General features: G+C 60.3%; 11 protein-coding genes. All 11 read left to right on the top strand.

Features of this window, described 5'->3' with window-relative positions:
- Positions 1-281 precede the first annotated feature (281 nt).
- The 11 genes from SINAC_RS31640 to SINAC_RS31585 all read left to right on the top strand — a co-directional run bounded on the left by SINAC_RS31640 (position 282) and on the right by SINAC_RS31585 (position 24,847).
- Positions 282-1,292 carry a GDP-mannose 4,6-dehydratase gene (locus SINAC_RS31640; protein ID WP_015249623.1) on the top strand — a complete coding sequence of 337 codons (1,011 nt, stop codon included), beginning with the start codon at positions 282-284 and terminating at the stop codon, positions 1,290-1,292.
- A 226-nt stretch (positions 1,293-1,518) separates the two neighbouring features.
- Entirely contained in the window at positions 1,519-4,194 is a 2,676-nt protein-coding gene (gene ppdK / locus SINAC_RS31635) for a pyruvate, phosphate dikinase (RefSeq protein ID WP_015249622.1), read from the top strand.
- Between the two features lie 491 nt (positions 4,195-4,685).
- A complete protein-coding gene (locus tag SINAC_RS31630) occupies positions 4,686-6,419 on the top strand; it encodes a GspE/PulE family protein (protein WP_015249621.1) in 1,734 nt (577 codons plus the stop codon).
- 360 nt (positions 6,420-6,779) lie between these two features.
- On the top strand, positions 6,780-7,904 hold the full coding sequence (locus SINAC_RS31620) for a type IV pilus twitching motility protein PilT (protein ID WP_015249620.1): 1,125 nt from the start codon (positions 6,780-6,782) through the stop codon (positions 7,902-7,904).
- A 364-nt stretch (positions 7,905-8,268) separates the two neighbouring features.
- Positions 8,269-9,987, top strand: a complete 1,719-nt coding sequence (locus SINAC_RS31615) for a GspE/PulE family protein (RefSeq protein WP_015249619.1) — start codon at positions 8,269-8,271, stop codon at positions 9,985-9,987.
- A 216-nt stretch (positions 9,988-10,203) separates the two neighbouring features.
- A complete protein-coding gene (locus SINAC_RS31610) occupies positions 10,204-11,454 on the top strand; it encodes a type II secretion system F family protein (RefSeq protein WP_015249618.1) in 1,251 nt (416 codons plus the stop codon).
- A 184-nt stretch (positions 11,455-11,638) separates the two neighbouring features.
- Positions 11,639-12,793, top strand: a complete 1,155-nt coding sequence (locus SINAC_RS41685; RefSeq protein WP_015249617.1) for a type II secretion system protein — start codon at positions 11,639-11,641, stop codon at positions 12,791-12,793.
- A 66-nt stretch (positions 12,794-12,859) separates the two neighbouring features.
- Complete coding sequence (locus SINAC_RS31600) at positions 12,860-14,503, top strand: pilus assembly FimT family protein (protein ID WP_015249616.1); 1,644 nt, start codon at positions 12,860-12,862, stop codon at positions 14,501-14,503.
- On the top strand, positions 14,500-15,954 hold the full coding sequence (locus SINAC_RS31595) for a hypothetical protein (RefSeq protein WP_237722636.1): 1,455 nt from the start codon (positions 14,500-14,502) through the stop codon (positions 15,952-15,954). The genes SINAC_RS31600 and SINAC_RS31595 overlap by 4 nt, the downstream gene beginning before the upstream one ends.
- 51 nt (positions 15,955-16,005) lie before the next feature.
- Complete coding sequence (locus tag SINAC_RS31590; protein WP_015249614.1) at positions 16,006-18,075, top strand: PulJ/GspJ family protein; 2,070 nt, start codon at positions 16,006-16,008, stop codon at positions 18,073-18,075.
- Positions 18,076-18,106: 31 nt separating this feature from the next.
- Positions 18,107-24,847: a hypothetical protein gene (locus tag SINAC_RS31585; protein ID WP_015249613.1), complete on the top strand. Its 6,741-nt coding sequence runs from the start codon at positions 18,107-18,109 to the stop codon at positions 24,845-24,847.
- Positions 24,848-24,973: the final 126 nt, after the last annotated feature.

Raw genomic sequence — 24,973 nt, 5'->3', positions numbered from 1 at the left:
CCCTTTTTATTTTCAGAAGGGATCCGGGCGTTCTTTCTTTTTCAAGGAGAATGAGGCGAGACATCGGGCTTGAGCCAGGCCGGTTTCGACGCAATGATTTGATGTCCTCGCGTCCTGACGATCAGGCCGTCGTTTTTGGACCCTCGGTTCCCCATTTTTTTGGATTGGATCCCGCCGCTCGCCTGCATCCCTTTTTTTCTTCACTTTTCGGTTCATCAGGCATGGACCGAATGGCGCGGCACGCTCGATTGGAATCCGTAGTCGAAAGGACCACCGAAGGGATGCGAGTCTTGATCACGGGGGGAGCCGGCTTCATCGGTTCCCATCTCTGCGAGGCCTACCTTGAGCGCGGGGATGAGGTCCTTGTCCTCGACGACCTTTCCACCGGCAGCATCGAAAACATCCGTCATCTTCGCGGTCACCCGCACTTTCACTACACGGTCGACAGCGTTCACAACCATCCGATCGTGGCGGAGCTCGTCGACCAGTGCGACGTGATCGTCCACCTGGCGGCGGCGGTGGGGGTCAAGCTGATCGTCGAGAGCCCGGTCAGGACGATCGAGACCAACGTCCACGGCACCGAGGTCGTGCTTGCCCACGCGAACAAGAAAAAGAAGAAGGTGCTGATCGCGTCGACCTCCGAGGTCTACGGGCTGAGCACCCAGGTTCCGTTCCGCGAGGACGGCAACCTCGTGATGGGAGCCACGAACAAAGGGCGATGGAGTTACGCCTGCTCCAAGGCGATCGACGAGTTTCTTGCCCTGGCTTACTGGCGCGAGAAGCAGCTTCCCACCGTGGTCGTCCGCCTCTTCAATACGGTCGGGCCGCGCCAGGTCGGGCAGTACGGCATGGTGATCCCGACCTTCGTCAAACAGGCCCTCGCGGGCCGGCCGATCACCGTCTATGGCGACGGCTCGCAGACCCGCTGCTTCGCCCATGTCGCCGACGTTGTTGCCGCCCTCGTCAAGCTGGTCGATCATCCCTCGGCCATCGGTCAGGTCTACAACATCGGCTCCAGCGAAGAGATCTCCATCGGCGCGCTCGCGAGCCTGATCAAAAAACTGAGCGGCTCGACCTCGGAGATTGTCCACATCCCCTACGGCGAAGCCTACGAAGCGGGGTTCGAGGACATGCCTCGTCGCGTCCCCGACGTCTCCAAGCTCAGCGCCCTCATCGGCTTCCGGCCAGAACGAACGCTCGAAGCGATCCTCGAAGCGGTCATTGCGTTCCACCGAGGACTCTCCACCAGCACCATTCCCCCCCAGGTCAGCACAACCCAGCGACCGGCCTAAAACCAGCCGTTCTCCACCTTGGGATCGCGGGCGACCCGAGACCTCTTCAGGCTCCGCCACCCCGCCTGAGGGGTGGACGGGTCGCGTCTTGACGCTCGGTTCCAGAATCGTTAATCTTTGTCCTTTCATGAGTTTACGCACAATCGCGGTGCGCCGCGCGGGCCTTGGGAACGCACGTGGCGGTCACCGGGGGAATGTCGCAGCGACCGAGGAGCTTGTAAAACCGATGTCTGATCCGCAGAAGTTTGTTTATTCGTTTGGCGGTGGTAAGGCCGACGGCAAGGCCGAAATGAAGACCCTGCTCGGCGGCAAAGGGGCCAACCTGGCCGAGATGAGCGTCCTTGGAATTCCCGTCCCCCCCGGCTTCACGATCACCACGGAAGTCTGCGCCAAGTACTACGAAGAGGGCAAGAAGCTGCCCGAAGCCGTGAAGCCGCAGGTTCAGGCCGCGATTGCGGAGATGGAAAAATTGGTCGGCGCCAAGCTGGGCGATCCCACCAACCCGCTCCTGGTCAGCGTCCGCTCGGGTGCCGCTTTGTCGATGCCCGGCATGATGAACACGATCCTCAACCTCGGGCTGTCCGACGCCGTCGTCGAGGGTATGGCCAAGAAGACGGGCAACCCCCGCTTCGCCTACGATGGCTATCGCCGCCTGATCGACATGTTCGGCTCGACCGCCATGGGCGTTGACCACGAGCACTTCGAGCACGAGCTCGAAGCCCTCAAGCAGGCGAAGGGGGTCAAGAACGACACCGACCTCAGCGCCGACGACTTGAAGGTCCTCGTCGAGAAGTACAAGGCCGTCTACAAGGCCCACACCGGCACCGACTTCCCCCAGGACCCGATCGAGCAGCTCTGGGCGTCCATCATGGCCGTCTTCAATAGCTGGATGGGCAAGAAGGCCGTTGAGTACCGCCGGATCGAGCGGATCAGCGGACTGAAGGGGACCGCTGTCAACGTGCAGGCGATGGTCTTCGGCAACATGGGAAGCAACTCGGGCACGGGCGTCGCCTTCACTCGCGACCCGAACACCGGGGCCGACGAGTTCTACGGCGACTACCTGATCAATGCTCAGGGCGAAGACGTCGTCGCCGGCATCCGGACCCCCGAGCCGATCGCTCAGCTCGACCAGGAGATGCCCAAGGTCTACGAGCAACTGCTCGGGATCCGCAAGACGCTCGAGTCGCACTACAAGGAAATGCAGGACATCGAGTTCACCGTCCAGGACGGTACGCTCTACATGCTCCAGACCCGCTCCGGCAAGCGCACCGGCTCGGCGGCGGTCCGGATCGCGGTTGAGATGGTCGCCGAAGGCCTGATCGACCAGAAGACGGCCCTCCAGCGCGTCAACCCGGAGAGCCTGAACCACCTGCTCCTTCCCCAGCTCGATCCCAAGGCCAAGGATAAGCCGGTAGCGCAAGGCATCGCCGCCAGCCCCGGCGCAGCGTCCGGCAAGGTGGTCCTCTCGGCCGAGGCGGCCGTCGCCCACGCCGAAGCCCACCCCGACGTGAAGATCCTCCTCGTCCGCAAAGAGACGAGCCCTGAGGACGTCGCCGGCATGCACCTGGCGGCAGGGATCCTCACCTCCACCGGCGGCAAGGCGAGCCACGCGGCGGTCGTCGCCCGAGGCTGGGGCAAGCCCTGCGTCGTCGGCTGCGAAGTGGTCCGCATCGACGAGAAGACGGGAACCGTCCGGATCGGCGAGCACACGGTCAAGGCGGGCGACTACCTCACGATCAACGGCACGACCGGCGACGTCATGATCGGCCAGGTCGCGACGGTTGCTCCCTCGATCTCGGGGCACTTCGCCACCTTGATGGAGTGGGCCGATAAGATCCGGACCCTGAAGGTCCGCACCAATGCCGATACCCCCATCGACTCGGCCAAGGCCCGTGAGTTTGGCGCTGAGGGGATCGGCCTCTGCCGGACCGAGCATATGTTCTTTGGTGATCAGCGGATCACCGCGATGCGCAAGATGATCGTGGCCGACGACGTCGAGGGGCGTAAAGCCGCCTTGGCCGAGCTCGAGCCGTTCCAGAAGGCGGACTTCGTCGGCATTTTCGAGGCGATGGACGGCCTGCCCGTGACCATCCGCCTGCTGGACCCCCCGCTTCACGAGTTCCTCCCCCACGACGACAAGGGGCAGGCCGAGGTCGCCAAGCAGCTTGGCGTCACCTCCCAGAAGGTCAAGGACCGGGTCGAGCAGCTCCACGAGTTCAACCCGATGCTCGGGTTCCGCGGTTGCCGTTTGCCGATCGTCTATCCTGAGATCGGCGACATGCAGGTCCGGGCGATCATCGAGGCGGCCATCGAGGTCAAGAAGCAGGGGAAATCGGTCCTCCCCGAGATTATGATCCCCCTGGTCGGCACGATCGAAGAGCTCGTCTTCGTGAAGACGCGCGCAGTCGCCGTGGCCGAAGAGGTCATGAAGGACAAGGGGACCAAGGTCGACTACCTCATCGGTACCATGATCGAGGTGCCTCGCGCTGCCTTGACCGCCGACAAGATCGCCGAGGAGGCCGAATTCTTCTCGTTCGGCACCAACGACCTGACCCAGATGACGTTCGGCTTCAGCCGCGACGACATCAAGGGCTTCATGCCGACCTACCTGCGGGAGAAGATCCTGCCGGTCGACCCGTTCCAGACGCTTGACGCCAATGGTGTGGGCCAGCTCATCGAGATCGGCGTCGCCAAGGGCCGCAAGGCTCGCAAAGAGAAGACTGGCGAGCATCTCAAGGTCGGGATCTGCGGCGAGCATGGTGGTGACCCCGAGAGCGTGGCCTTCTGCCATGTCGTGGGTATGGACTACGTCTCGTGCTCCCCGTACCGCGTGCCCATCGCCCGGCTCGCCGCTGCCCAGGCCGTCCTGGCCGAAGGTAAGACGATCAGCCGCGATCGTTGATCGAGTCTGAGCCGTTTGTGCTGTTATCCTTGAGGCCGGCCGAGTTCCACTCGGCCGGCCTCTTTTCATTCCAAAGGCGAGCGAAATCTCCTCCTCTTCGTCTTGGCTTTCCTCCATGCTTGACCGTGTTCCAAATGCACGCGTCGTGCCAATGGGTTCGGTTGATCAGGTTTTGCTGATTGGTGGCAGGCCGTCATGATTCCATGATCTAAGGCCTTCTTTTTCTCGCCGGGTTGCTTGTCGTCGTCGCAGGGCTGTGGTAACGTTGATTTTATCGATTTCGTCATCTCTTTCATGCGATCGATTTATGCTGGGTGCCGCCCGTACGTAACCCTCGATTTTTCTTGTAGCGGATTCGACGTTCGTTCCCCCACAAACTTTTCGCATGAACCCCCAACAGTCAGGATCGCGCGCCGCGGTCGCCCTCTCCGTATGGGCCGACCTCGGACATGCTCCCGACACGCTCGCTGGTTTTCCGGAGCCTCACTCCCATGGCGAAGCAAGGCCGAGACTGGACCGACATCCTGGTCAAGCGCGGGGTCATCGGACCCGATCAGATGCGGGAAGCGCAATCGATGAATCATGTTCCCGTGGAAGAGGCACTGGTCAAGCTCGGCTATGCCGGGGTTGACGAGATCATGAAGGCGAAGGCCGAACAGCACGGCATGGCCTTCGTCGAACTCCGGGAAATCGAGATCCCCCCCTCCGTCATTGAGTTGGTGCCCGAGTCGCTCGCCCGCGAAAACATCGTGATGCCCTTGTCGCAAGAAAGCGGCGCGATCAAGGTCATCATGCATGACCCCAACGCCTTCGAGACCATCGACAAGCTTCGGTTCGTCTTGAACCGAGAGATCGAGGTCGCCCTGGCCCCCAAAGAGGCCATCGTCGAGGCCATCAACCGCTACTACGGCGGCTCCTCGACCGAAACCGAGTCGGTCGACTCGATGCTTCAAGAATTCACCGACACCGCCATCGACTTCTCCGAAGACGTCGGCAGCAGCGGCAAGTCGGGCAGTGGCGCCATCGGCCTGGAAGAGGGAGACGCCCCGGTCATCCGGCTCGTCCACCTGATCATCCAAGAAGCCGTGAACATGCGCGCTTCGGATATCCACATCGAGCCGTTCGCCGACCGCGTCCGGATCCGCTACCGGATCGACGGCGTCTGCATGGAACGCGACTCCCCCCCCCGGCGACTCCTCGGCTCTATCGTCAGCCGTATTAAAATCATGGGCTCGATGGACATCGCGGAGAAGCGACGCCCCCAAGACGGCCGGATCAAGATGCACGCCGCCGGCAAGGACATCGACTTGCGTGTCAGCGTGCTCCCAACCAGCCATGGCCAGTCCGTGGTCATGCGGATCCTTGACCGCGAGAACATCAAGGTCGGGCTCCGCGACCTTGGGTTCGGCGAGGAGGACTGGAAACGGTTCGCCTCGATGATCAAACGGCCCAACGGGATCTTGCTCGTTACCGGGCCGACCGGGTCGGGGAAGACGACCACCCTCTACGCCGCCCTCAACGAGTTGAACCGGCCGGACGTGAAAATCATCACGGCCGAAGACCCGGTCGAGTACTACCTGCCGGGCGTCAACCAGTGCGAGGTTCGGGCCAAGATCGGGATGACGTTTGCACGCATCATTCGAGCCATGCTGCGACAGAATCCCAACATCCTCCTGGTCGGCGAAATCCGCGACGAAGAGACCGCAAACACGGCGATTCAGGCCTCGCTGACAGGACACTTGGTTTTTAGTACATTGCACACGAACGATGCCCCGAGTGCTGTAACGAGATTGATCGATATCGGGGTGCAGCCGTTCCTGGTGGCCAGCTCGGTAATGGCGATCATGGCTCAACGTTTGGTGCGCAAAGTGTGTCCCAAATGTCGGGTCCGCTACGAGCCTCCCGCACACGTCCTGCAGGGGATCGGCCTCAAACCCGAGATCGCCAAGAAGGCGAACTTCATGAAGGGCAAGGGGTGCACCCACTGCAACAAGTCGGGCTACCGCGGACGGATGGGGATCTACGAGCTGATGACCATGACCAGCCAGATCCGCGATATGACCTTCAAGGGCGATTCCACCCAAAATCTCCGGAGAATGGCTCGAAAACAGGGGATGCGCACCCTCTTCGAGGATGGGATGGTCAAGGCGCTCAAGGGGCTCACGACCATCGACGAAATCTTGCGAATCACCCAGCACGACAGCGCGGCGGCACCCACGAAATGACCTCCGCGAGACCTTCCTCAACGAAGGCTCGAGGGTCTGTGGGGTCTCCAGAAAATGGGGGGACCGGGGACGCTGTGGGCGCCACGGTCACCCTCCTTTTGATGCAGAGACGGCCCCATCTCCGCGCGATGGCGGTTCGTCAGACCGACGCCTTTCCCTTGATTCGGGCGCCGGAGGACCGGAATAATGGCTGTGGCGGACGGGGCGGTACGATCGCCGTAAAGCCCGGAACCCCAGCTCTTCTTTCGGTGGACACCTGGTTGTTGGGACTTAGTCAAGACCCCCTGGATTGCGGACGGGCCACCCGGCTCGAGCCGGGGGCGAGCTCCACCGAGGCGATTCGGGAGGGTTGATACGGCGATGGGTACGCTGCTCATTGATAAGCTGTTGCAGACGGTGGTCCAACAGAAGGCCAGCGATCTGCACTTGACCGTGGGGAGCCAACCGATGCTCCGTCTCCATGGTCACATGCGTCCACTGGCAACCAAGGTCCTCGAGTCGGCTGATACCTCTGCGCTCATGAAGAGCATCACCCCTGAACGCTGCCAGCAGGAGCTTCAGGAGGTGGGGGGATGCGACTTCGGTTTCGCGTTCGGTGAGATGGCCCGGTTCCGCGTCGCCGTCTTCAAACAGCGCGGCAATATCGGGCTGGTGCTCCGGCGAATCCCCAACGAGTTCCTCACCTTCCAGCAGCTCGGTCTGCCGGCGGTGATGGAAGACCTGATCACTCGCCCTCGTGGCCTGATTCTCGTGACCGGGCCGACCGGCTCGGGCAAGACGACCAGCCTCGCGAGCATGATCAACTGGATCAACGACAACCTCGATCGGCACATCATCACGATCGAAGACCCGATCGAGTACTTCCACAAGCACAAGAAGTCGCTGATCAACCAGCGCGAGATCGGCATCGACGTCCCCGACTTCCCCGAGGCCATCCGCCGCGCTTTGCGAATGGACCCCGACTGTATCCTCGTCGGCGAAATGCGTGACCTGGCGACCATCTCGGCTGCCGTCACCGCTGCTGAGACCGGGCACATCGTCTTCGGCACCCTGCACACCAACTCGGCCGAAGGAACCGTCAACCGAATTATTGACGTTTTCCCCAAGGAGCAGCAGGACCAGATCCGGACTCAGCTCTCGGTCGCCATCATCGGCGTGCTCGCCCAGGCGCTCGTCCCTCGGAAGCCCAAGGGACTCGTGGCCGCCTATGAGATGCTGGTCGTTACGCCTGCGATCTCGAACCTGATTCGCGAAAACAAGACGTACCGTATCGACTCGTCGATCCAGACCGGGCGCAAGCACGGCATGATCTTGCTCGACGACAGCCTCTTCAACCTCTGGCGGCAAGGGCTCGTCGAGGAAGAAGAACTCTACGTCAAGGCCCGCAAGGTCAACGAACTCCGCGAACGGGTCGAGAACGCCAAGAAGGGGATCTTTGACGACGAAGAAGAGGCGGACGAAGATACGGATCCGAAGAAGAAATAAAAAAAGAGTTGCGGTCGTGTCACGCGGCCAAAACTGAATCGTATGTTGTTGGGTTGTTGTCGGCTTCGGCGGGCAAGCGTCCTTCCCAAAGGGGAGATCCTCTCCCGGCCGTTGGCCCGCCGGTGTCTCGTAAGTTGGGTGGCTGGGGTCCGGCATTGGGCCCCGGCGCGAGGGCTGGAAGATCGAAGGCCGAATGCGGCCTTCAACCACTTTCGGCCGTCAGCACCCGAGGTTGAACCGGGTTCGGTCCGTTCTGGGCCGGGCCTCCGTCCGAACGTTTCTTACGCATCAAAACAATCCGGTCCGATTTCGTTTTCGGGGAGGGGCCCAAGGAGGTCCACTCCGGAGAGGGTGGGATTGATTCATGGCACGCCGACTCGGTCAGATCCTGGTGGACATGGGCTATCTCGATGAGGAGAAGCTCTGGTCGTTGCTTGAAGAACAGAAGCGTTCGAGCAATGAGCTGATCGGCAAGGTGGCGATCCGGCTTGGCCTCGTCAAGGAAGAGCACGTGCTCAAAGCGCTCGGCGAGCAGCTGGGCATGAAGGTCATGAAGCTCGCCGAGACGACGATCCCGTCGGAGCTCACCGAGCTGGTCAACGAGACGATGGCCACAGCGTTCAAGATCGTGCCGGTCTCCCAAAACAAGAAGGACAAGAGCGTCACCGTCGCGATGGCGGAGCCGCAGAACCCGTCGACGCTCGACAGCGTTCGCCAGTTCCTGGGCGTCGAGGTTAAGGGGGCGGTGGCCTCCGAGGCCGACGTGATGGCCGCCATCGAACGGCTCTACGCCGGCCATCAGGAGTCGATCGAGGACGTCGTCAAGCAGATCGAGTCGGACAAGGGGCTCTCGCAGTATTCCAATCGGAACCAGAACACGATCGACCTCGAGGCGATCGAGGAGATGGCCGAGGCCGCGCCGGTGCGGAAGCTTTTGAATATGGTTTTGCTCTTGTCCATCAAGGACAAGGCGTCTGACATCCACTTCGAGCCGTTCGAGGAAGAGTACAAGATGCGGTATCGGGTGGACGGCGTGCTCTATGAGCTCGTCCCTCCCCCTCGCCACCTGGCGCCTGCGATCGCCAGCCGTATCAAAGTCATGGCAAACCTCGATATCGCCGAACGGCGCTTGCCGCAGGACGGTCGAATCGAGCTGGCCATCGGCGGCAACTCGGTCGACATCCGGGTCTCAACTTTGCCGACCCTCTTCGGCGAGAGCGTCGTCCTCCGGATCCTCGACCGAACCGTCGTGCAGCTTGACCTCAACAAAATCGGCATGCCGGCCGATCTGCTGGCCCAGTGGCGCGAGCTCTGTCATCGGCCGAACGGGATCGTCCTAGTGACCGGCCCGACCTCGTCCGGCAAGACGACCACGCTCTACGCGACGCTGAACGAGCTGAACGAGGTGACCGAGAAGATTATCACGACGGAAGAGCCGGTCGAGTACGACATCGACGGCCTCATCCAGGTGCCGATCAACAGCGAAATCGGCGTGACGTTCGCCGCCTGCCTGCGGGCCATTCTCCGCCAGGATCCGGATAAGATCCTGGTCGGCGAGACCCGCGACCTCGAGACGGCCGAGATCGCGATTCAGGCGTCGCTCACCGGGCACGTCGTCTTCACGACCTTGCACACCAACGACGCCCCCTCGGCCATTACCCGGCTCCGGGACATGGGCCTGCCGACCTTCTTGATCACCGCGACGATCCAAGGAGTGCTCGCGCAGCGGCTCGTCCGGAAGATCTGCGCGAACTGTCGGACCGAGTTCCAGCCCAGCCAGGAAGTGGCCATGGAACTCGGGATGACCAGTTCCGAGGCGGCGACCAAGAAGTTCTTCTACGGCAAAGGCTGTGACCGGTGCAACAACACCGGCTACAAGGGACGCATGGGCGTCTATGAGCTACTCATCATGAACGACGTCCTGCGCGAGATGGTCGTCTCCGAGACCTCGCTCGACGAGTTCCGCACTGCCTGCCGCAAGTTCGGCATGCGGACCCTCCGCGAATCGGGCCTGCAAGCGATTCATGGGGGCCTCACGTCGGTCGAGGAAATCCTTCGCGAAACCATGCTCGACGAGGTCTGACCGCGAGCGCCCGGCCTGTTTCCGGCGAACCGGCCGAAATCCTCGGTCGGTGAGGGAACGAAAGCCATCGCCGTGGAGTCGAAGTAGGGCGACCTTCCGGGGCCGCCGGCAAGAGCCAGAACAAGAATAGGCATGTGAACGTGTCCGGTCTTCATCGCCTTCGAGATCTTTCCTCCGCGAGACACGAGAGCCACTCTTCGAGACAGGGGAACGACGATGCCAACCTATTCGTATGAGGCGATGGATCACACGGGGCGCGAGGTCAAGGACACGATCAATGCCTCGACCCAGGAAGAAGCGCAGCAACTGATCCGCCAAAAAGGCTTCTTCGTTACCAAGATCTCCGAGCGCTCTGAAAAGAAGGCGAAGAAGACGGCGGCCAAGAAGAAGGGCGGCAAGAAGGGTAAGAAGAAGTCGTTTACGATCGGCAAGATCGGCACCAAGCAGCTTTGCACCTTCACCCGCCAGCTCTCCACCTTGCAGGACGCCGGCCTGCCGATCTTGCGGAGCTTGCGGATCCTCGAAGGCCAGTGCAAGCCGGGCGTGCTCAAGAACTCGCTCGGCGAGGTGGTTGAGGACATCGAGAGCGGCCAGACCCTCTCCGAAGCGTTCGCCAAGCACCCCAAGGCGTTCGACAAGCTCTACTGCAACATGATCAAGGCCGGTGAAGCGGGCGGTGCCCTCGAGGCGATCCTTCAGCGTCTGGCGGATTTCAAAGAGAAGAGCCAGACGCTCAAACGCCGGATCAAGTCGGCGATGGTTTACCCGATCGTCGTCATCTTCGTTGCCTGCGTGATCGTTGGCTTCATTCTTTACTTCATCATTCCCAAGTTTGAAGCGATCTTCAAAGACTTCGGCGTTCCTCTGCCGGCGATGACCGTCTTCCTGATCGAGGCCAGCCACTTCGTCATCAAGTATTTCTACCTTGTCTTCCTCGCTCCGCTCTTCATCTGGATCTTCCTGAAGCTGCTCTATCGCAACAAGACGGGGGCGTACGTCTGTGACCGGATCCTCCTGATGATTCCGGTCATGGGCCAGATCGTCGAAAAGTCGACCGTGGCGCGGACGATGCGAACCTTGGGGACCCTTGTGCAGTCGGGCGTGCCGATCTTGGAGTCACTCAGCATCGTCAAGGACACGGCGGGCAACGCCGTCTTCGAGCGAGCCTTCGCCCGGATCTATGACAGCATTCGTGAAGGCGAAACGATCGCTCAGCCGCTTCGCGAGTCACGGATCGTCGACGACATCGTTGTCAATATGATCGACGTTGGCGAAGAGACGGGCGATCTCGATACGATGCTCAACAAGATCGCCGACAACTACGACGAAGAGGTTGAAGCCCTGGTCGAGAGCCTCGTGAGCCTACTCGAGCCGATCATGATCGTGACCTTGGGTGGCATCATCGGCTTCATCGTCATCGCCTTGTTCTTACCCTTGATTACCTTGATCACCAAGCTCTCGGGCTGATCCGCGGCCCCTGGCCCGATCACGAAACCGAGAGCGCACCCCGACGGATCGACTCGGCCCACCGGCCCGCGCTCTCGGTACGGCCCGACCGGCGGAATGAATTCGACTTATCCAGTGATGTCGAAACGAAAAGCGACGGCACGACGTGAGATCGAAGCGACCCCGTGACCTGGAGACTGACCCGATGAGAAGACGGACACGCTCGACCGCCCACCACCACCGGCTCGGCTTTACCCTGATCGAGCTCCTCGTCGTCATCGTGATCCTTGGCCTGTTGGTCGGCCTGTTGGTCCCGGCCGTGATGCAAGCCGTGGGCACCGCTAAGGACGCCGCCGTCGCCGCTGAAATTCGGGCGTTGTCCCAGGCACTGGCCGATTTCAATTCGAAATACGGTGCTTATCCGCCGAGCCGGATCGTCCTCAGAGAGGATGGTAACTACAGTTCGACCGGTGCTCTCGGCGCACGAACGGTGAGTTATCTCCGGCGCTTTTGGCCGCGTATGCCGGTGAGCACCACAGGTGCTCCGACGGGGATTCCTGGCGGTTTTTACGACTTCAACCGTAATGGGAAGCTGGACACGGACGTCAGTTACATCCTGTCTGGCCCCGAGTGTCTTGTGTTTTTCCTGGGCGGGATTGCCCAAGGGAATAGCACTGGTGGTTGGTCGATGACGGGCTTTTCCAAGAATCCTCTCAACCCATTCGAGATTTTGACAACCAACCGAACGGTTCCGCTCTTTGAGTTCAACAACTCTCGCCTGGAAGCCAACAAGAGTAATGGGGCTGTGTTTCCGGGCTATCTCGATTCCCTGGGGAATTCTTACGATTCCACCCAGCCGTTCTATTGTTACTTCTCGGCCTATGGCGGCGCGGGCTACGACCCTGGTGATGTCGACTTCGCTGAGCTCAATGATGATGGCGTGGCGATGATCGGTGCGTTCAAGACCTCTAATGCTGCGACGCCGCCCGCTGGGCAGAGCATCGTTGTCGGTTCGCCAGCTCCGAATCCATACACGAACGACCCTCCGGTCCCGACTCAAAACGCGGCAGGCAAAGGCGATGTTGACACGGACTCTCCGAAATATCCCGCTTGGCAGAACGGCCAAACATTCCAGATTATTTCTGCTGGCCGTGACCGCCGCTTCGGAATCGGTGGACAGTACCTTGCGAACGGCAATAACCGGTTGCCCTTTGTCGATGGGAATACCAGTGGCTATTTGCAAAATTCGTTCCAGACCATGCAGGCCAATGCCACTGTAACTTCAGTCACCCTTGGACCTAATACGCGGTCGGTTGAGAAGGATAACATCACGAATTTCTCGGCTGGCAAGCTCGACTGAGTGTGAGTAGGGAGTCAGACGTCGGAACAGGTCGTTTCGTGAAATAGTCTGGAAAGGGAGGGCTTCATGAGAGTTCAGGAACGGCACTATCCGAGGTCGGGCTTTACCCTAGTCGAGATCTTGGTCGTTTTGGCCATTATCCTCCTGGCGTCCCTGATCGCGCTCCCAACGATCGTGACGAGCTTGAACGGCCGGCAGGTCACCGATGCCGCACGGATCTTCACCGGGGCCTTGGTGGGAGCCAGGGACTCGGCGATCCGGTACAACGAGCCGCGTGGGATCCGCTTGTTGCCCGATCCGACCCTGACGATCAACGATCCGACCTCGGGGATCAATCTTCAACTCTGCTACAACCGGATCATCCCGATCGAGCCGGCGGGCGACTATGCGGAGGGGCGCATCTCGATCGGCCCCCAGTATTACGTTAAAGGGACTCCGAATTCGACGACGTTCCCCCCTATCGCGTACACGAAGCCAAACGGCACTACGTACCCGTATCCCTTCTACGAGTCCTCGGCCATTTCGAAGGTGCTCATGGTTGAGGAAGCCCCCTATCTCGGGGGTTTTTCGACTTCGGTTGTGCAGCCCAACGCGCCGACGAACTGGTACTGGAACGTCCGGGTCGGCGACAAGATCAAGATCGGCGGAGTCGGGCGGGCTTATACGGTCGTTGGTCCATGCACGGTCCACCCCTTGGGGACGGGAACGAACAAGGGTAATCCCGAGATGTTCGTCAACGTCGGACCTCCAGGCGCGACTTCCCCTTTAAAGCGAGCTTATTATCCTCCGCCGAGCACTGTGTTGACCCCGGACCTGCTGAAGCCGTTCGCGACGGCCACCCCTGAGTTCCTCTTCCTGGTCAATGGCGAAGACGACGATGGTGACGGATATGTTGATGAAGGGTGGGATGGATTCGACCAAAATACCAACGGTGTGATCGACGAGCTTGCTGAGTGGGAGACCGAGAAGTGGGTTGGTGCGCTCACGACTGACGCTCTGCTTGACATCCCGACGAACACTCCCGTGGGAAGCCCCTCGTCGGATTGGATTTTCGTCAACTACCAGAAAGGTGCCCAGGATGTCCCCTATGTCATCCAGCGGCAGCCTGTGCCCAGCCAAGGGGCCCGCGAGATGATGTTGCCCGCCGGCATGGTGATCGATGCGACGACCTGGAACAGCACGAGGGAACGCTCGCGGATCCCGATCTCGCTCGGCTCTCTCAACTGCGACGTGATGGTAAACCCCAATGGCCTCTTCGTTCCCACGACGCAGTATTCAACTCCGACGTCTGCTGACCCCTCCCCGTACCTTCACTTTTGGATCACCGACCGAAACGATGTGTATCCCCGGGGTGCGCTCTGGGGGATGACTAGCGGGGTTCCCAACCATAACCCGGACGATCCCAAGCCGCTAAACGATTACGTCTTCTACGAACTGCCGATGACCAAGGACGCAATGGGTGTGACCAGCGGATCAGTTGTGCAGCCTGCGACCCAGGGTGGGTTCTATCCGGGCGCGAACACGGTATTCCCTGTGCTCAAAGCCGATCGCCGCCTCGTCACAATGTTCGCCCAGAGCGGCCTCGTCGTCACGAACACGATCGAGCCGGTTCCTCCGACCACGCCGGCGGTTTCGGGCGAAGGTTTCAATATTGCTAATGTTGGCTATCCGTTCCTTCGGGCTCAACAGGGATTGAGGGAGGCTCGATGATGATCCGGCATACGCCGCGAGAGCGGATGGGCATCACGTTGACCGAGATCCTGATCTCGATCCTGATCCTGGGCATCGGCATGGTCTCACTGGCCACCTTGTTTCCACTCGGCCTGCTCAGGCTTCGCGATGCGAATCGGCTGTCTCGCTCGGCCACCTTGACCGAGTCAGCCACGGCCGATTTCGGGGGCCGGGATTTGCTGAACAAGCAATCGTTTCTGAATTCCAACTCGAGTCCTTGGTACACGCTGAAGGCATATACCGCCCGACCCTATGATCCTTGGGTTCAGGATACGCCCGGTTACACCAGCGGCAAATTCTTGGACCCTTGGGATAAGACCCTCGGCTTTGGCGCCTATCGAGGCCAGGGACCGCCCACCGCAGCTCCGATCAATGGGCCGGGTTACTTTCCGGGTGCTGGCCTTCCGGTGGCTTACGATCCGCTCTGGCGATATCAGGCTGGTGTCTATCCCGGGGCGACGTCGGAGGCCCGGTTTGCTTCGGGAATCGGCTTTGTCCGGCCTGACCCCAGCGATGGCACCAGCGATCCGAGCGCCCATGGCCTTCAGCGGATTACCAACTTTAACAACAACGCTCTGGCAACCTGGATGAAGCAAAGTTCGGCATACGTCCCCGATATCTTCGTCTCGCCCGAGGATGTCATTCTCCAGTCGGGTACGGATGTGGGCAAGGCCGTGAACACGGCCAGCCCCCTTGTTCCTGAATTGATTGCTCCCGACCTGACTCTACCTGCGGTCTACAAGACAGGGGTGCCGACCCTCCAGAACGACTGGAAGTACACATGGATGTTCACGGGGCAGCAGGCGGACAGCACGAATGGGGCAGTTTTCAGCGGCGATATCGTGATTTTCGAGAACCGACCGTTCGCTCTCAATACGACCACGCCGACCTACTTCGGCCACACTGCGCCGGTCAACGGAGTTGTCGAGGGTGAAACGGTAGTTGAGGCCATCTTCGGATACACCAGCAAGGTGACCCAGATCCCCACGAAGGGGTCGTACGGCTATGGCGCCAATGCGAATCGGGCGGTGCTCCTCCGCTGGTCTTCCGCAATGCCCGACCCCGAAATCCGGGCCGGATCGTGGATTGCAGACGTGACCTACGAGCGGAATGCCACCGTGTCTTCGACCCGACAATACGACAGCCCCGCCACTGGTGACACTACCCGGCCGGCTCTGGCCTATTTCCCCTACCAGCGTTGCCACTGGTATCAGATCGCCAAGCGAACCGGCGTTAGCGTCCGCGCCGCGGCTGACAAGCTGACGAATGACCCCGATGGGATTACCTACCGCGAGATGACCGTGTGGGTGAACGCGCCGTTGCGGGCATTCACCCTGCTTGATACCAGTGGTTCGCCCCACCACGCCAACGCGGCCCTGGTGTCGCCTTACGTCGTCAACGTGTTTCCCAGGACGATCTACACGCGCTGAGCGCTAGCACCGGCCGCGGCCCGCAAGTCCGCTTCGAGGGAGAGATCCGTCATGCGTAACCGATTGCCACGCCCTCAATCGCCCCGCCGAGGCGTGACTCTCGTCGAAATGCTCGTCGCCGTGGCGTTGTTGGTCCTGATGATGTCTATGATCGTCACGATCTTCACCTCGGCGACTGGGGCGCTTTCGGGAGTCCAAACGTTCCAACAACTCGACGGCGACCTCCGCCAACTCGATATGACGATCCGCCAGGACTTGACCAATATCACCGCGAAATTGACCCCGCCGCTCAACCCCAATGACCAACTCGGCTACTTCGAGGTTGGCGAGAACGCGTTCGCCGACCTTCAGAACGAAGACACCGACGACTATATGCGGTTCACTGCGAAGGCGCCCGAGGGGCAACCCTTCAAGGGGCGAATCTGGCTTGGGGCGACCACCACCTCGCCCAACCAACCCGTCTTGATGACGAGCCAGTACGCCGAGATTATCTACTTCCTCCGCAATGGCAATCTTTACCGTCGTGTGCTTCTGATTGCTCCGGAGAAGCAGACCGCAGTGAACACCGTGTGGGCGACGTGGAAGGCGACGGGGGCAACGGGGGTGATCACCTTCAATCCGTCCATCCTCGGCGGCTCGATCAGTACGAGTTGGCAAGGCGTGAACAATCTCTCCGCGCGTCCCGCTGCATCTGCCGTGGGGGCAACGACCGCCCCGTTCATCCTCAACACGCTTGGTGATCTGACGAACCGTCAGAACCGGTTCGCCTATCAACGTTACGGCAACGACTTCACCGACAACGCGGGAGTGGCAGTGGCTGGCGGCGACGGAATTCCCGATGACAATAATCCTGATCCGAACCTAACAGCGCCGGGGAATATTGTGGGAGACGGTGTCCCCGACTATCCCCCGACGTTGTACTATGGCATGCCCGCCAACTCTCTACTCTGGGAGCCCACAACAGCAGATCGTGGAGCGGGAAGTAAGGAGACTTTGGCGTTCCCCTATGTATTTCCGGGGGCGTATTCGGTCCCCGACTCCATCGCCGGCGCTCTGGGCGGCTCCGGCTGGATTCATTCGCTTGATCCCAACCCGAACCCTGCCTTTGGGTCGAATCCGAACAACTCCGATGCGGAGATGCTTGATCAGCTCAAGAGGCTTAATCACTCCCCGCTCGAGTCAGGCGACAGTCTCCCGGCGCCGGCAATCGCAACTTTCGTGCCAGGTACGCAAACCTGGTGGGGATTCCCGACGTGGCGGGAAACGATGCTGACAAGCTGGACCGATCCGAATATCCAGGTTACCTCCGCCTACTCGCAACCCTTCGGTCTTCATCCGTTCTATGCCAGTTCCAATCCTGCCTCCACCACCAATAGTACCATCATGGCGGCGAATTTCCTGCCACCGATGACCGCCACTTATCGGGCGACTCCTCAACTGTTCACCGATGGGGCCGGAACGGCACCGTCCTCGAATGCTCTTTGGCTCGCGTGTTGGGATGATGATTTGATCATGACTGGAGTGAGAAGTTTCGACATCAAGGTCTATGACAACTCGTTCCCTGGCTACGTCGACCTTGGTTGGGGTGACGACCTGAGACTCCAACCCGTGACGGCCCCCCCGGGGGCTAATGAAAAATATCTCTGTCAGGCCAACGGTGCGCAGTTCCTCACGGAAACCCTGCCCATGGTCTATTGGGCCTCCGGCGCGTATGACACATTGACTCAGACCTTCGCCCACGAAGGGCGTATGCCACCGCTTTATGATGACGTCCGCATGGATGCGCAATTTCCCAACCCGTTCTACCCGACTCCCCCGTATCCGTATGCCCCCTATAAATCCTATACGGGAAACGTGGGGGACATCAACAAAGACGTGGTGCGCTTGAGACGGGTCTGGGATACCTGGTCCACCGACTACACCCAGGTCCCCGCTCGGGGGTTCAATCCGACGACGAAACTGCCGGTGGGGCCTCCTTGGTCGCCGCCGATTTACCCGTCCTATCCGCCGCCTTACCCGGCGCCGTTACGCGGGCTTCAGATCCAGATCCGGGTGGCCGACCCCCGGGGTGAACGAGTCAAGACGTTGACAATTCGTCAAGATTTCAGCGACAAGCTGTGATCGAATCGAGAGGGAAAGGGGACTTCCTCCCATGTTCGCAACCTTCCCAAGAACTCGCAACCAGCGACGGGGCGTTGTCCTGATCCTGGTTCTCGGCATGCTCGGCCTGCTGGCCTTGATCGGCGTGACGTTTGCGACGTTCAGCGGCCAAGTCAAAATCAACGCCCGGAATTTCTCGCAGGCGCAGAACTGGCCCGAATCGACGGAGATGATGGACTATGCCCTCGCGCAACTGATCGACGACACCGACAATCCGCAGTCGGCGATCCGGGGTCATAGCCTCAAGCGGGACATGTATGGTAATGACGGACTCTACAACTCCGCCCTCGCGGTCAATCCGGCCAACGGTCTGCGGTTCGCAATTAGTAACGCTGCACCGGTGCCCGCTCCGGCGTTGGGGGCCCCACCTACGCTCGTTTCGGTCACGGACATCGACGGGACTGTACATAATGTCTGTGTGGATGGGTTGATCCAGGTCAATACGAACATCGCGTCGAACGAACCTGCCCTTTATGGATATAACTTCACGCGATGGGTCATGAGATTCCCCCCGGTCGTGGATTCCACTGTAGTGTCAGCCACGGAGCCTGCTGCCTACTACCCGAGCGAGACCCACGAGATCTTGGCCGATGTTGAAGGAACAGGCGGCCGGGTCTTCTACGTCGCTCCGGATGACCGTTCCCGGTGGCCAGGCACCACCGACGTCGCGCTGCCGCCCCAAGGTGTGCCGTTGGAATCGCCGCGGACCTATGGGACTGACTACTCTCAAGCCCCGATCATTCCTTATCCTTTGCCGAAGGTGTACGGCGGGACAGATTATCAGCCAGACGCGGACTACCCGCCGATTCAAAACTACAACTACTACAACTACGACTATGTCACTAATCTGAAAACCGCAACGCCGGGTCAGAGCACCCTCGTTGGGCTTCGATGGCGGACTCTCAATAACACCACGTCGAACCTCGCAGGAACCTTTACTCTCGATGGCCGGTTCCTTCATGCGTTCAACGGGCCGGGTGTGTCGGGCCTAGACCAGATCCTCGACCCAGTCCTCGGCTCAAAGATTGCTGCCGTCAACGCTCCAGCGCTCCAGAACCGGGGGATGGCTCAGTACGCGAATTTTCGGACCAACGGGAACATCCTTACCGGGAACATCAACACCAAGGATAATTTCCTGACCCCGTTCTCGTACGGATCGCCCTCCATCTGCGGTATGGATGAAGACTACGACGCCTGTGACTTGGAGAACTGGTTCCTCGCGATGCAGAGCGGCGACGGTCAGGTCATGATCCCGTCATTTCACCGGCCCGGGATCCTCATCAGTGACCAGTCTGTAACGGCACCGACGAAGAACGATCCGTTGAGCTACTACGACGACTGGACAAGCCAGAACCCGTTCTCCGCCTCGAAGATCCTTCGGCCGCGACAGGCGGACGGACACAGTGCGCTCGCTTTCCCCAACCTCCATCCCGACCCGAACGGGAAGATCCAATACGACGTGGATAACGACGGCGACGGGAACTCCGACTCGGTGTGGCTCGACCTTGGCTATCCTGCGCGGCGGAATACGGATGGGCGACTGTTTAAGCCGTTGTTTGCTTTTATGGTTATCGGGCTTAACGGCCGGATCCCGCTCAACACGGCGGGGAACCTCCAACTCCGCTCGCTCCTCGGGCAAGACCCCGTGAGCACATTGCAGCATTACGGTGTACCGCTCTTGGCCCATGCTTCAGGTAAAGGTTACTCACCTTCCGAGGTCGATCCGACCTACGCTCTCCAGAACGCGTTTATGCGGGGGGCGGCTGGAGTGCAACTTTACTCCCCGACCGACAACGCGGGCGGGACTGCGGGCGGAGTTGTCAACGGCGCGGGAGTCTATACGGCCGGTGACGCAACGAATGACTTTACCACCTATGCAAATACCCAATGGTGGGGTAACGCGGGAGTGCCGGTTAGTCTGACTCAGTTGCGCAATCTCCTCGCCGGAACTCGCTCTCCGGGCCTGGTTAAAAACGCCTCAGGTGTCGAGGTGCCGACCAGCGGCGACTCGAATTTCGTCTTCGTCAACGGCAAGGTTACGTACTTGCCCAATGGCGTTCTGGATGCGGGAGATGCCAGTACGACCACGACGACAACTCCGATCGCCGGACGTTGGGGTGAGCCTGCGGATCAACCGGTTGCACTATCGATTTTGCCCTTGGCTAATGCAATTAATGTGGCCGCGCCGCCACTGTCGGGTTGGGCGCCAGCTTCGCCTATCTACCAGTACGAAAACCAGGTCCGCGCGGGTGTTTCCGGCCAGTGGACGGCCGTCGCGGGTACGTTGACACCCCGCTACGGTGATGCGCGGGATGACAACCGCAACACCTTCGACTGGTATCCGTCCAATACGGGAGGGGGGGCGATCACGACCCTTGGAGAGAACGCCGACTTCCTGGATTTGAGCGGCTCGTTGGTCCTGCCCGTGGAGCGGCTGCGCCGTTTCGTGACCCCGATCGACGTGATGGGTGATGGCATTGTCAATAGCCTTGTGAATCCCTTCTCGACCGCAATCGGGACCGTTACGCCGCTCCTCGGCGGTGACAAAGTCGGACGTGTCGCGTACGTCAAGCATTTTCGGCCCCCGGGCCTGGTGATGGCGACTCCTCCAGGGCTTGACCTTCCTGCCGCGCCCCTGCCGACAACGGCCCCTGCAATTCCAACCAAACCCATCTGGTATCCTTACGAGTCGGGTGCCTACTGGCTGCAGGGGATCGGGAAGCCCGCGCCTCCGATGAACTCGGCGCCAGTCGGTGTCGCGCCGACTCAGCAGGTTGTCCCCGTTGACCTGACCAATAACCTTTACCACGGTTTTGAATCGTACCGGATGCCGACGCCTCCGGGGAACATCGTCACACTGTCGCAGTTCATCGGTGGGATGCCGTCCAACACTTTTCCGGACCCGACCGTTGCCCCCCTTAATTCCTGGGCGCCGAGGTTCGACCAGTCTATCAACACACTTCCCGTCATAAATCCGAACGCATTCGCCTCAAGTTCGTATCCCTGGTTGGCCAGCCTGAATGAAGCGGACGAGATGAATGTTTACAGTCCACAGTCGAGCGACCAGCCATTCGGACCCAGCGACCTGGAATGGCTCTATCGCCAGCAAGACACGGACGGCTTGTCACTCGCAAGTCGTCTCAAGGATCTGGCGCCTGTCTCGTTTACGAATCCGAAAGATGGGACCCGCCGTCGCCGACTCTTCTCCATTGAGAGTTGGGAGCCGACGAATTTTGTTTGGGCCAATGACAATCCGGCCGGTGACCCGCAGTGGCCTCTGGTCACGGAGACGAACGCTCCTTATGGCAATAGCCAGTTTTACGCCACGGCAAATGCGAGCGGCGCCAATCTCTCGCTCAAGGACGCCACCCTCAGCACGATCGATTATCTTCACGGTTTCCATGCCGATGCGTACGACAGCAGGATGACCAGTCCTGGTTACACCGTTCCGCGGAGGCTCCCGTCGCTGGCGCACCGCGATCGCAAGATCAACCTCAACTACCCGCTGCCGGTGTCGAATCGTTACGACGAGCCCGTGCGGCAAAAGTGGATTCGCGAGACCTATCAACTGCTCAAGATGATCCTTCCGCCCAAGGCGGTCGACACGCCGGAAGAGCTGGTCCAGTTGAGCCAGTACGTGACCAACATCATCGACTTCCGCGATCCGGACTGCACGTCGACGCGGTTCGTCAATACTGATGTTTACTATGCCACTGCGGCCACGGCGACAGAGCCTGCAACCCTGGCGTTCACGCCCCCCGGGGGGGTCCCAAATTCTCAACTGGGCCTCCCGTGGAATGGCACCAACAATGTGCCACCCCCTAGCTATTCACAGTTGTACGATAATCAGAATTCGCCCTATGTGATTCAGTATGGCATGGAGTATAACCCCGTAGCGATCACTGAGGTGCTTGCCTATACCTTCCAATATTCGGGGGCGCCCGCGCCGGATACGCCTCGAATGTGGGTCGAACTGGTCAATACCCTGACCGCGCCTGCACCGGCACCTACAGCCACGAATCCGGCCGGGTCCGATCCGAAAGCCTGTGATCTCAAGTTGGATGGGTGGGATTTTATCATTCTGCCCGATACCCCGGCCGGTCGCCCCGACCCATTCACGGGTCAACTCCCGATGACGACCTTACCTCCGGCTGCGCCCACTCCTCCCCTGGGTGTCACGGTTTCGAACAAAAAACTCGCTTCGATTGGCACCACCGATCCCGGCGGTCTCACCAATCCGATTCGGGCGATTACAAATAATGCCCCCAAAGCCTACGTGATCCAGGATGCCGCCCTTTCGTCGGGCATCGAGACGTCCCCACCCACGGCGGATGCGACGATCGACCTGGTCAACAATACGAATCTGCAGACGGCAACGACTGGAAACTACTACTGGCTCTATCTCCGTCGCCCTGCGAACCCGTTCGACACGAGTTACGATCCTGCCCGACCTAACGAAAACCGGGTGGTCGTCGACTGCTTCAGGTTTTTGTACAACAAGACGACTGCGGTTGGTAGCGGGGGCACGGTATCCCCGACCCCAGCCGACGGTACTCTCTATTCTCAGAGGCGTTTGCAACCATTCCGCGGCGGACACGCCGTGCCCCCAATACCCCCTGTCGTGGGTGCGGTCAATTACTGCGTTCCTGCTTACGGTTATACCGAACAGCCGATCAAGGGCCTTTCAGGAGATACGGGTTCCCACTTCAAGGGGAACTGGACCGCCGGGGCTTCCTCGACGGGAGCGATCTACAACACGCTTGGGAAGGCCCCTGGTGAAGAGACTCAGAATAAAGACGATTACGACTGGGATATGATGCAATTCAATGATCGCGACTTCACGAGTGTCGCCGAACTCTTGATGGTCCCCGGTTGTCCTCCCGGCCTCTTCACCAAACAGTTCGTCGAGCTCGCGCCGCCGATCCCCGTGAATCCGCCGACTATGGGGGGCACGCCCCCGCCATTGCCGACCCTTTTCACCAACCCGTCGGCAAAGGTTACGGCGGGTTCGACTGGCGTTCCTGCCACGACCTCCGAGCCGCACACGTTCCCCTATCTGATGGATGAGTTCTTCTACACGGCGCAGTCGGAACCTTCGATTCCCGGGTCGCCGATTCCCACTATGGTCACCTGGCCAGTCCCACCGACAGGTCCCGCTCCGATCCATCAGACGCCGAACTTCAATGCGACATTCCCAATCGCCGTTGCGGGAACTCTGAATGCGAATTTCCCGGTCGTTCCGAATTACATCGGGGGGCCGAGTGGTGCCGGCTGGTTCCGGATGTTTGAATTTTTTGATGTGCCAAGCCCGGCCAATGGTTCGACTGGTCTCGTCGCGGACGGGACGAACTACGACTGGGCGCGTCAGGATCTCAAGCCCGGCCTGCTCAACCTCAACCTGATCATTGATGAGGAGGTCTTCTTTGCCGTGATGAGCGAGTCGTGGCTGAAGACGCTCGGCTACGTTCGCAACTTCACACCGCCGTTCTTCTCTCCGGCTCAGGAAGACATCGACAACATGGGAGCCACGCGGCTGAACGTTCAGCAACTTAACCTGAGCAATGCCGCCGCGTCACCTCCCCAGGCGGTGACTCAGGTAAACGTCAACGGTTTTCCCAATAGCACTTACCAGATGCCGAACCAGGGCTTCATGGCGCTCGACCCGCTCGCGAGCTACGGTTCGACCGTGCCAATCTTCGACAATAGGATGAAGGCGGCCTTCAGTGATTTCCTCAAGCTCAGGCATGGTGGGTCGGGCTATATGTTTGCCCACCAGACCGGCCACGTTGGGGATCCCGACGGGACGACCACGTTGGTCGCTTCGGAACGGCCCTTTCATGCTCTGTCGTATCCAAACGTCGACTATACTGTGATGCGGCCCGCCGCGCTGCCGCCGACCGATTCGACGACCTATGCCCCCTGGCAGCCTGCGTGGGCCACTTTGACGACGGCGAAGGACGGGAGCACGGCGCCATACCCCACCTATGTTGGCGACCCGGGCGTGAAGAACCCTTACCTCTTCACTCAGAACAATCCCGTTTCGCCCCCGCCTGTCCCGGCTCGCCGCTTGTTCCAACTCCCCGATGTCTGGGGCAATCCCACGTTCTATCTCACCGCTGGCGCGATCAATTTCCCGGCGCCCCCAGGGGGAACTGATCCTGCGGTCTATCCGGGCAACGCATCGAATTGGCCGAGCACCCATGTCGGGGCGACTGTCACTGCGAACTTCACGGGCGACCCATTCGTCAACTGGCAGAACCTAAACGCGAACCTCGCCAATACGGCGGTCGATCTGTCGGCCATCCCCACCACGGTGCCCGCTGGTGCGACTCCTCCGGCTCCTTACGTGTTCGTTCCCAACTTCTACTTGGGAGCCAATACGACGGTAAACCCGCCAGCGCCCACAGACAGGAATGACAACCGCCAGCACCCTGCGTTCCGTTCCGACTGGCTGCACAAAGTCACGAATCTGACCACCGTCCGTACGCATCAGTACGCGGTCTGGATTACTGTTGGTTTCTTCGAGGTTACTAAGCAAGGAGATCCGACCATCGGCAACGCCGCCCCGGGGCTTGCCTACGATCATCTCGGCCAAGAACTCAACATCCAGAATGGCAAGAACGTCCGTTATCGGTCGTTCTTCATTATCGATCGCACCCGCGCGGTGGGCTTCAGCCCACAGGCGCCGGGGAACTTCCGCGACTGTATCACTTACCGTCAGACGATCGAATGATCGATTGACAATCAGTTGAGGCCCGTGCCGCCGGTTGAAGGCTTTGGGGGGCACGGGCTGGGTGACAGAAGGAAATCCCTTGTCCTAGGGAACCCGCAGTGGCTAGAATATGAGGTCAACTCCCGT

The sequence above is a fragment of the Singulisphaera acidiphila DSM 18658 genome (genome assembly GCF_000242455.2).
Taxonomy (GTDB): domain Bacteria; phylum Planctomycetota; class Planctomycetia; order Isosphaerales; family Isosphaeraceae; genus Singulisphaera; species Singulisphaera acidiphila.
Note: the sequence above shows the minus strand (reverse complement) of the source record. Positions and strands in the feature narration are given on the sequence as shown.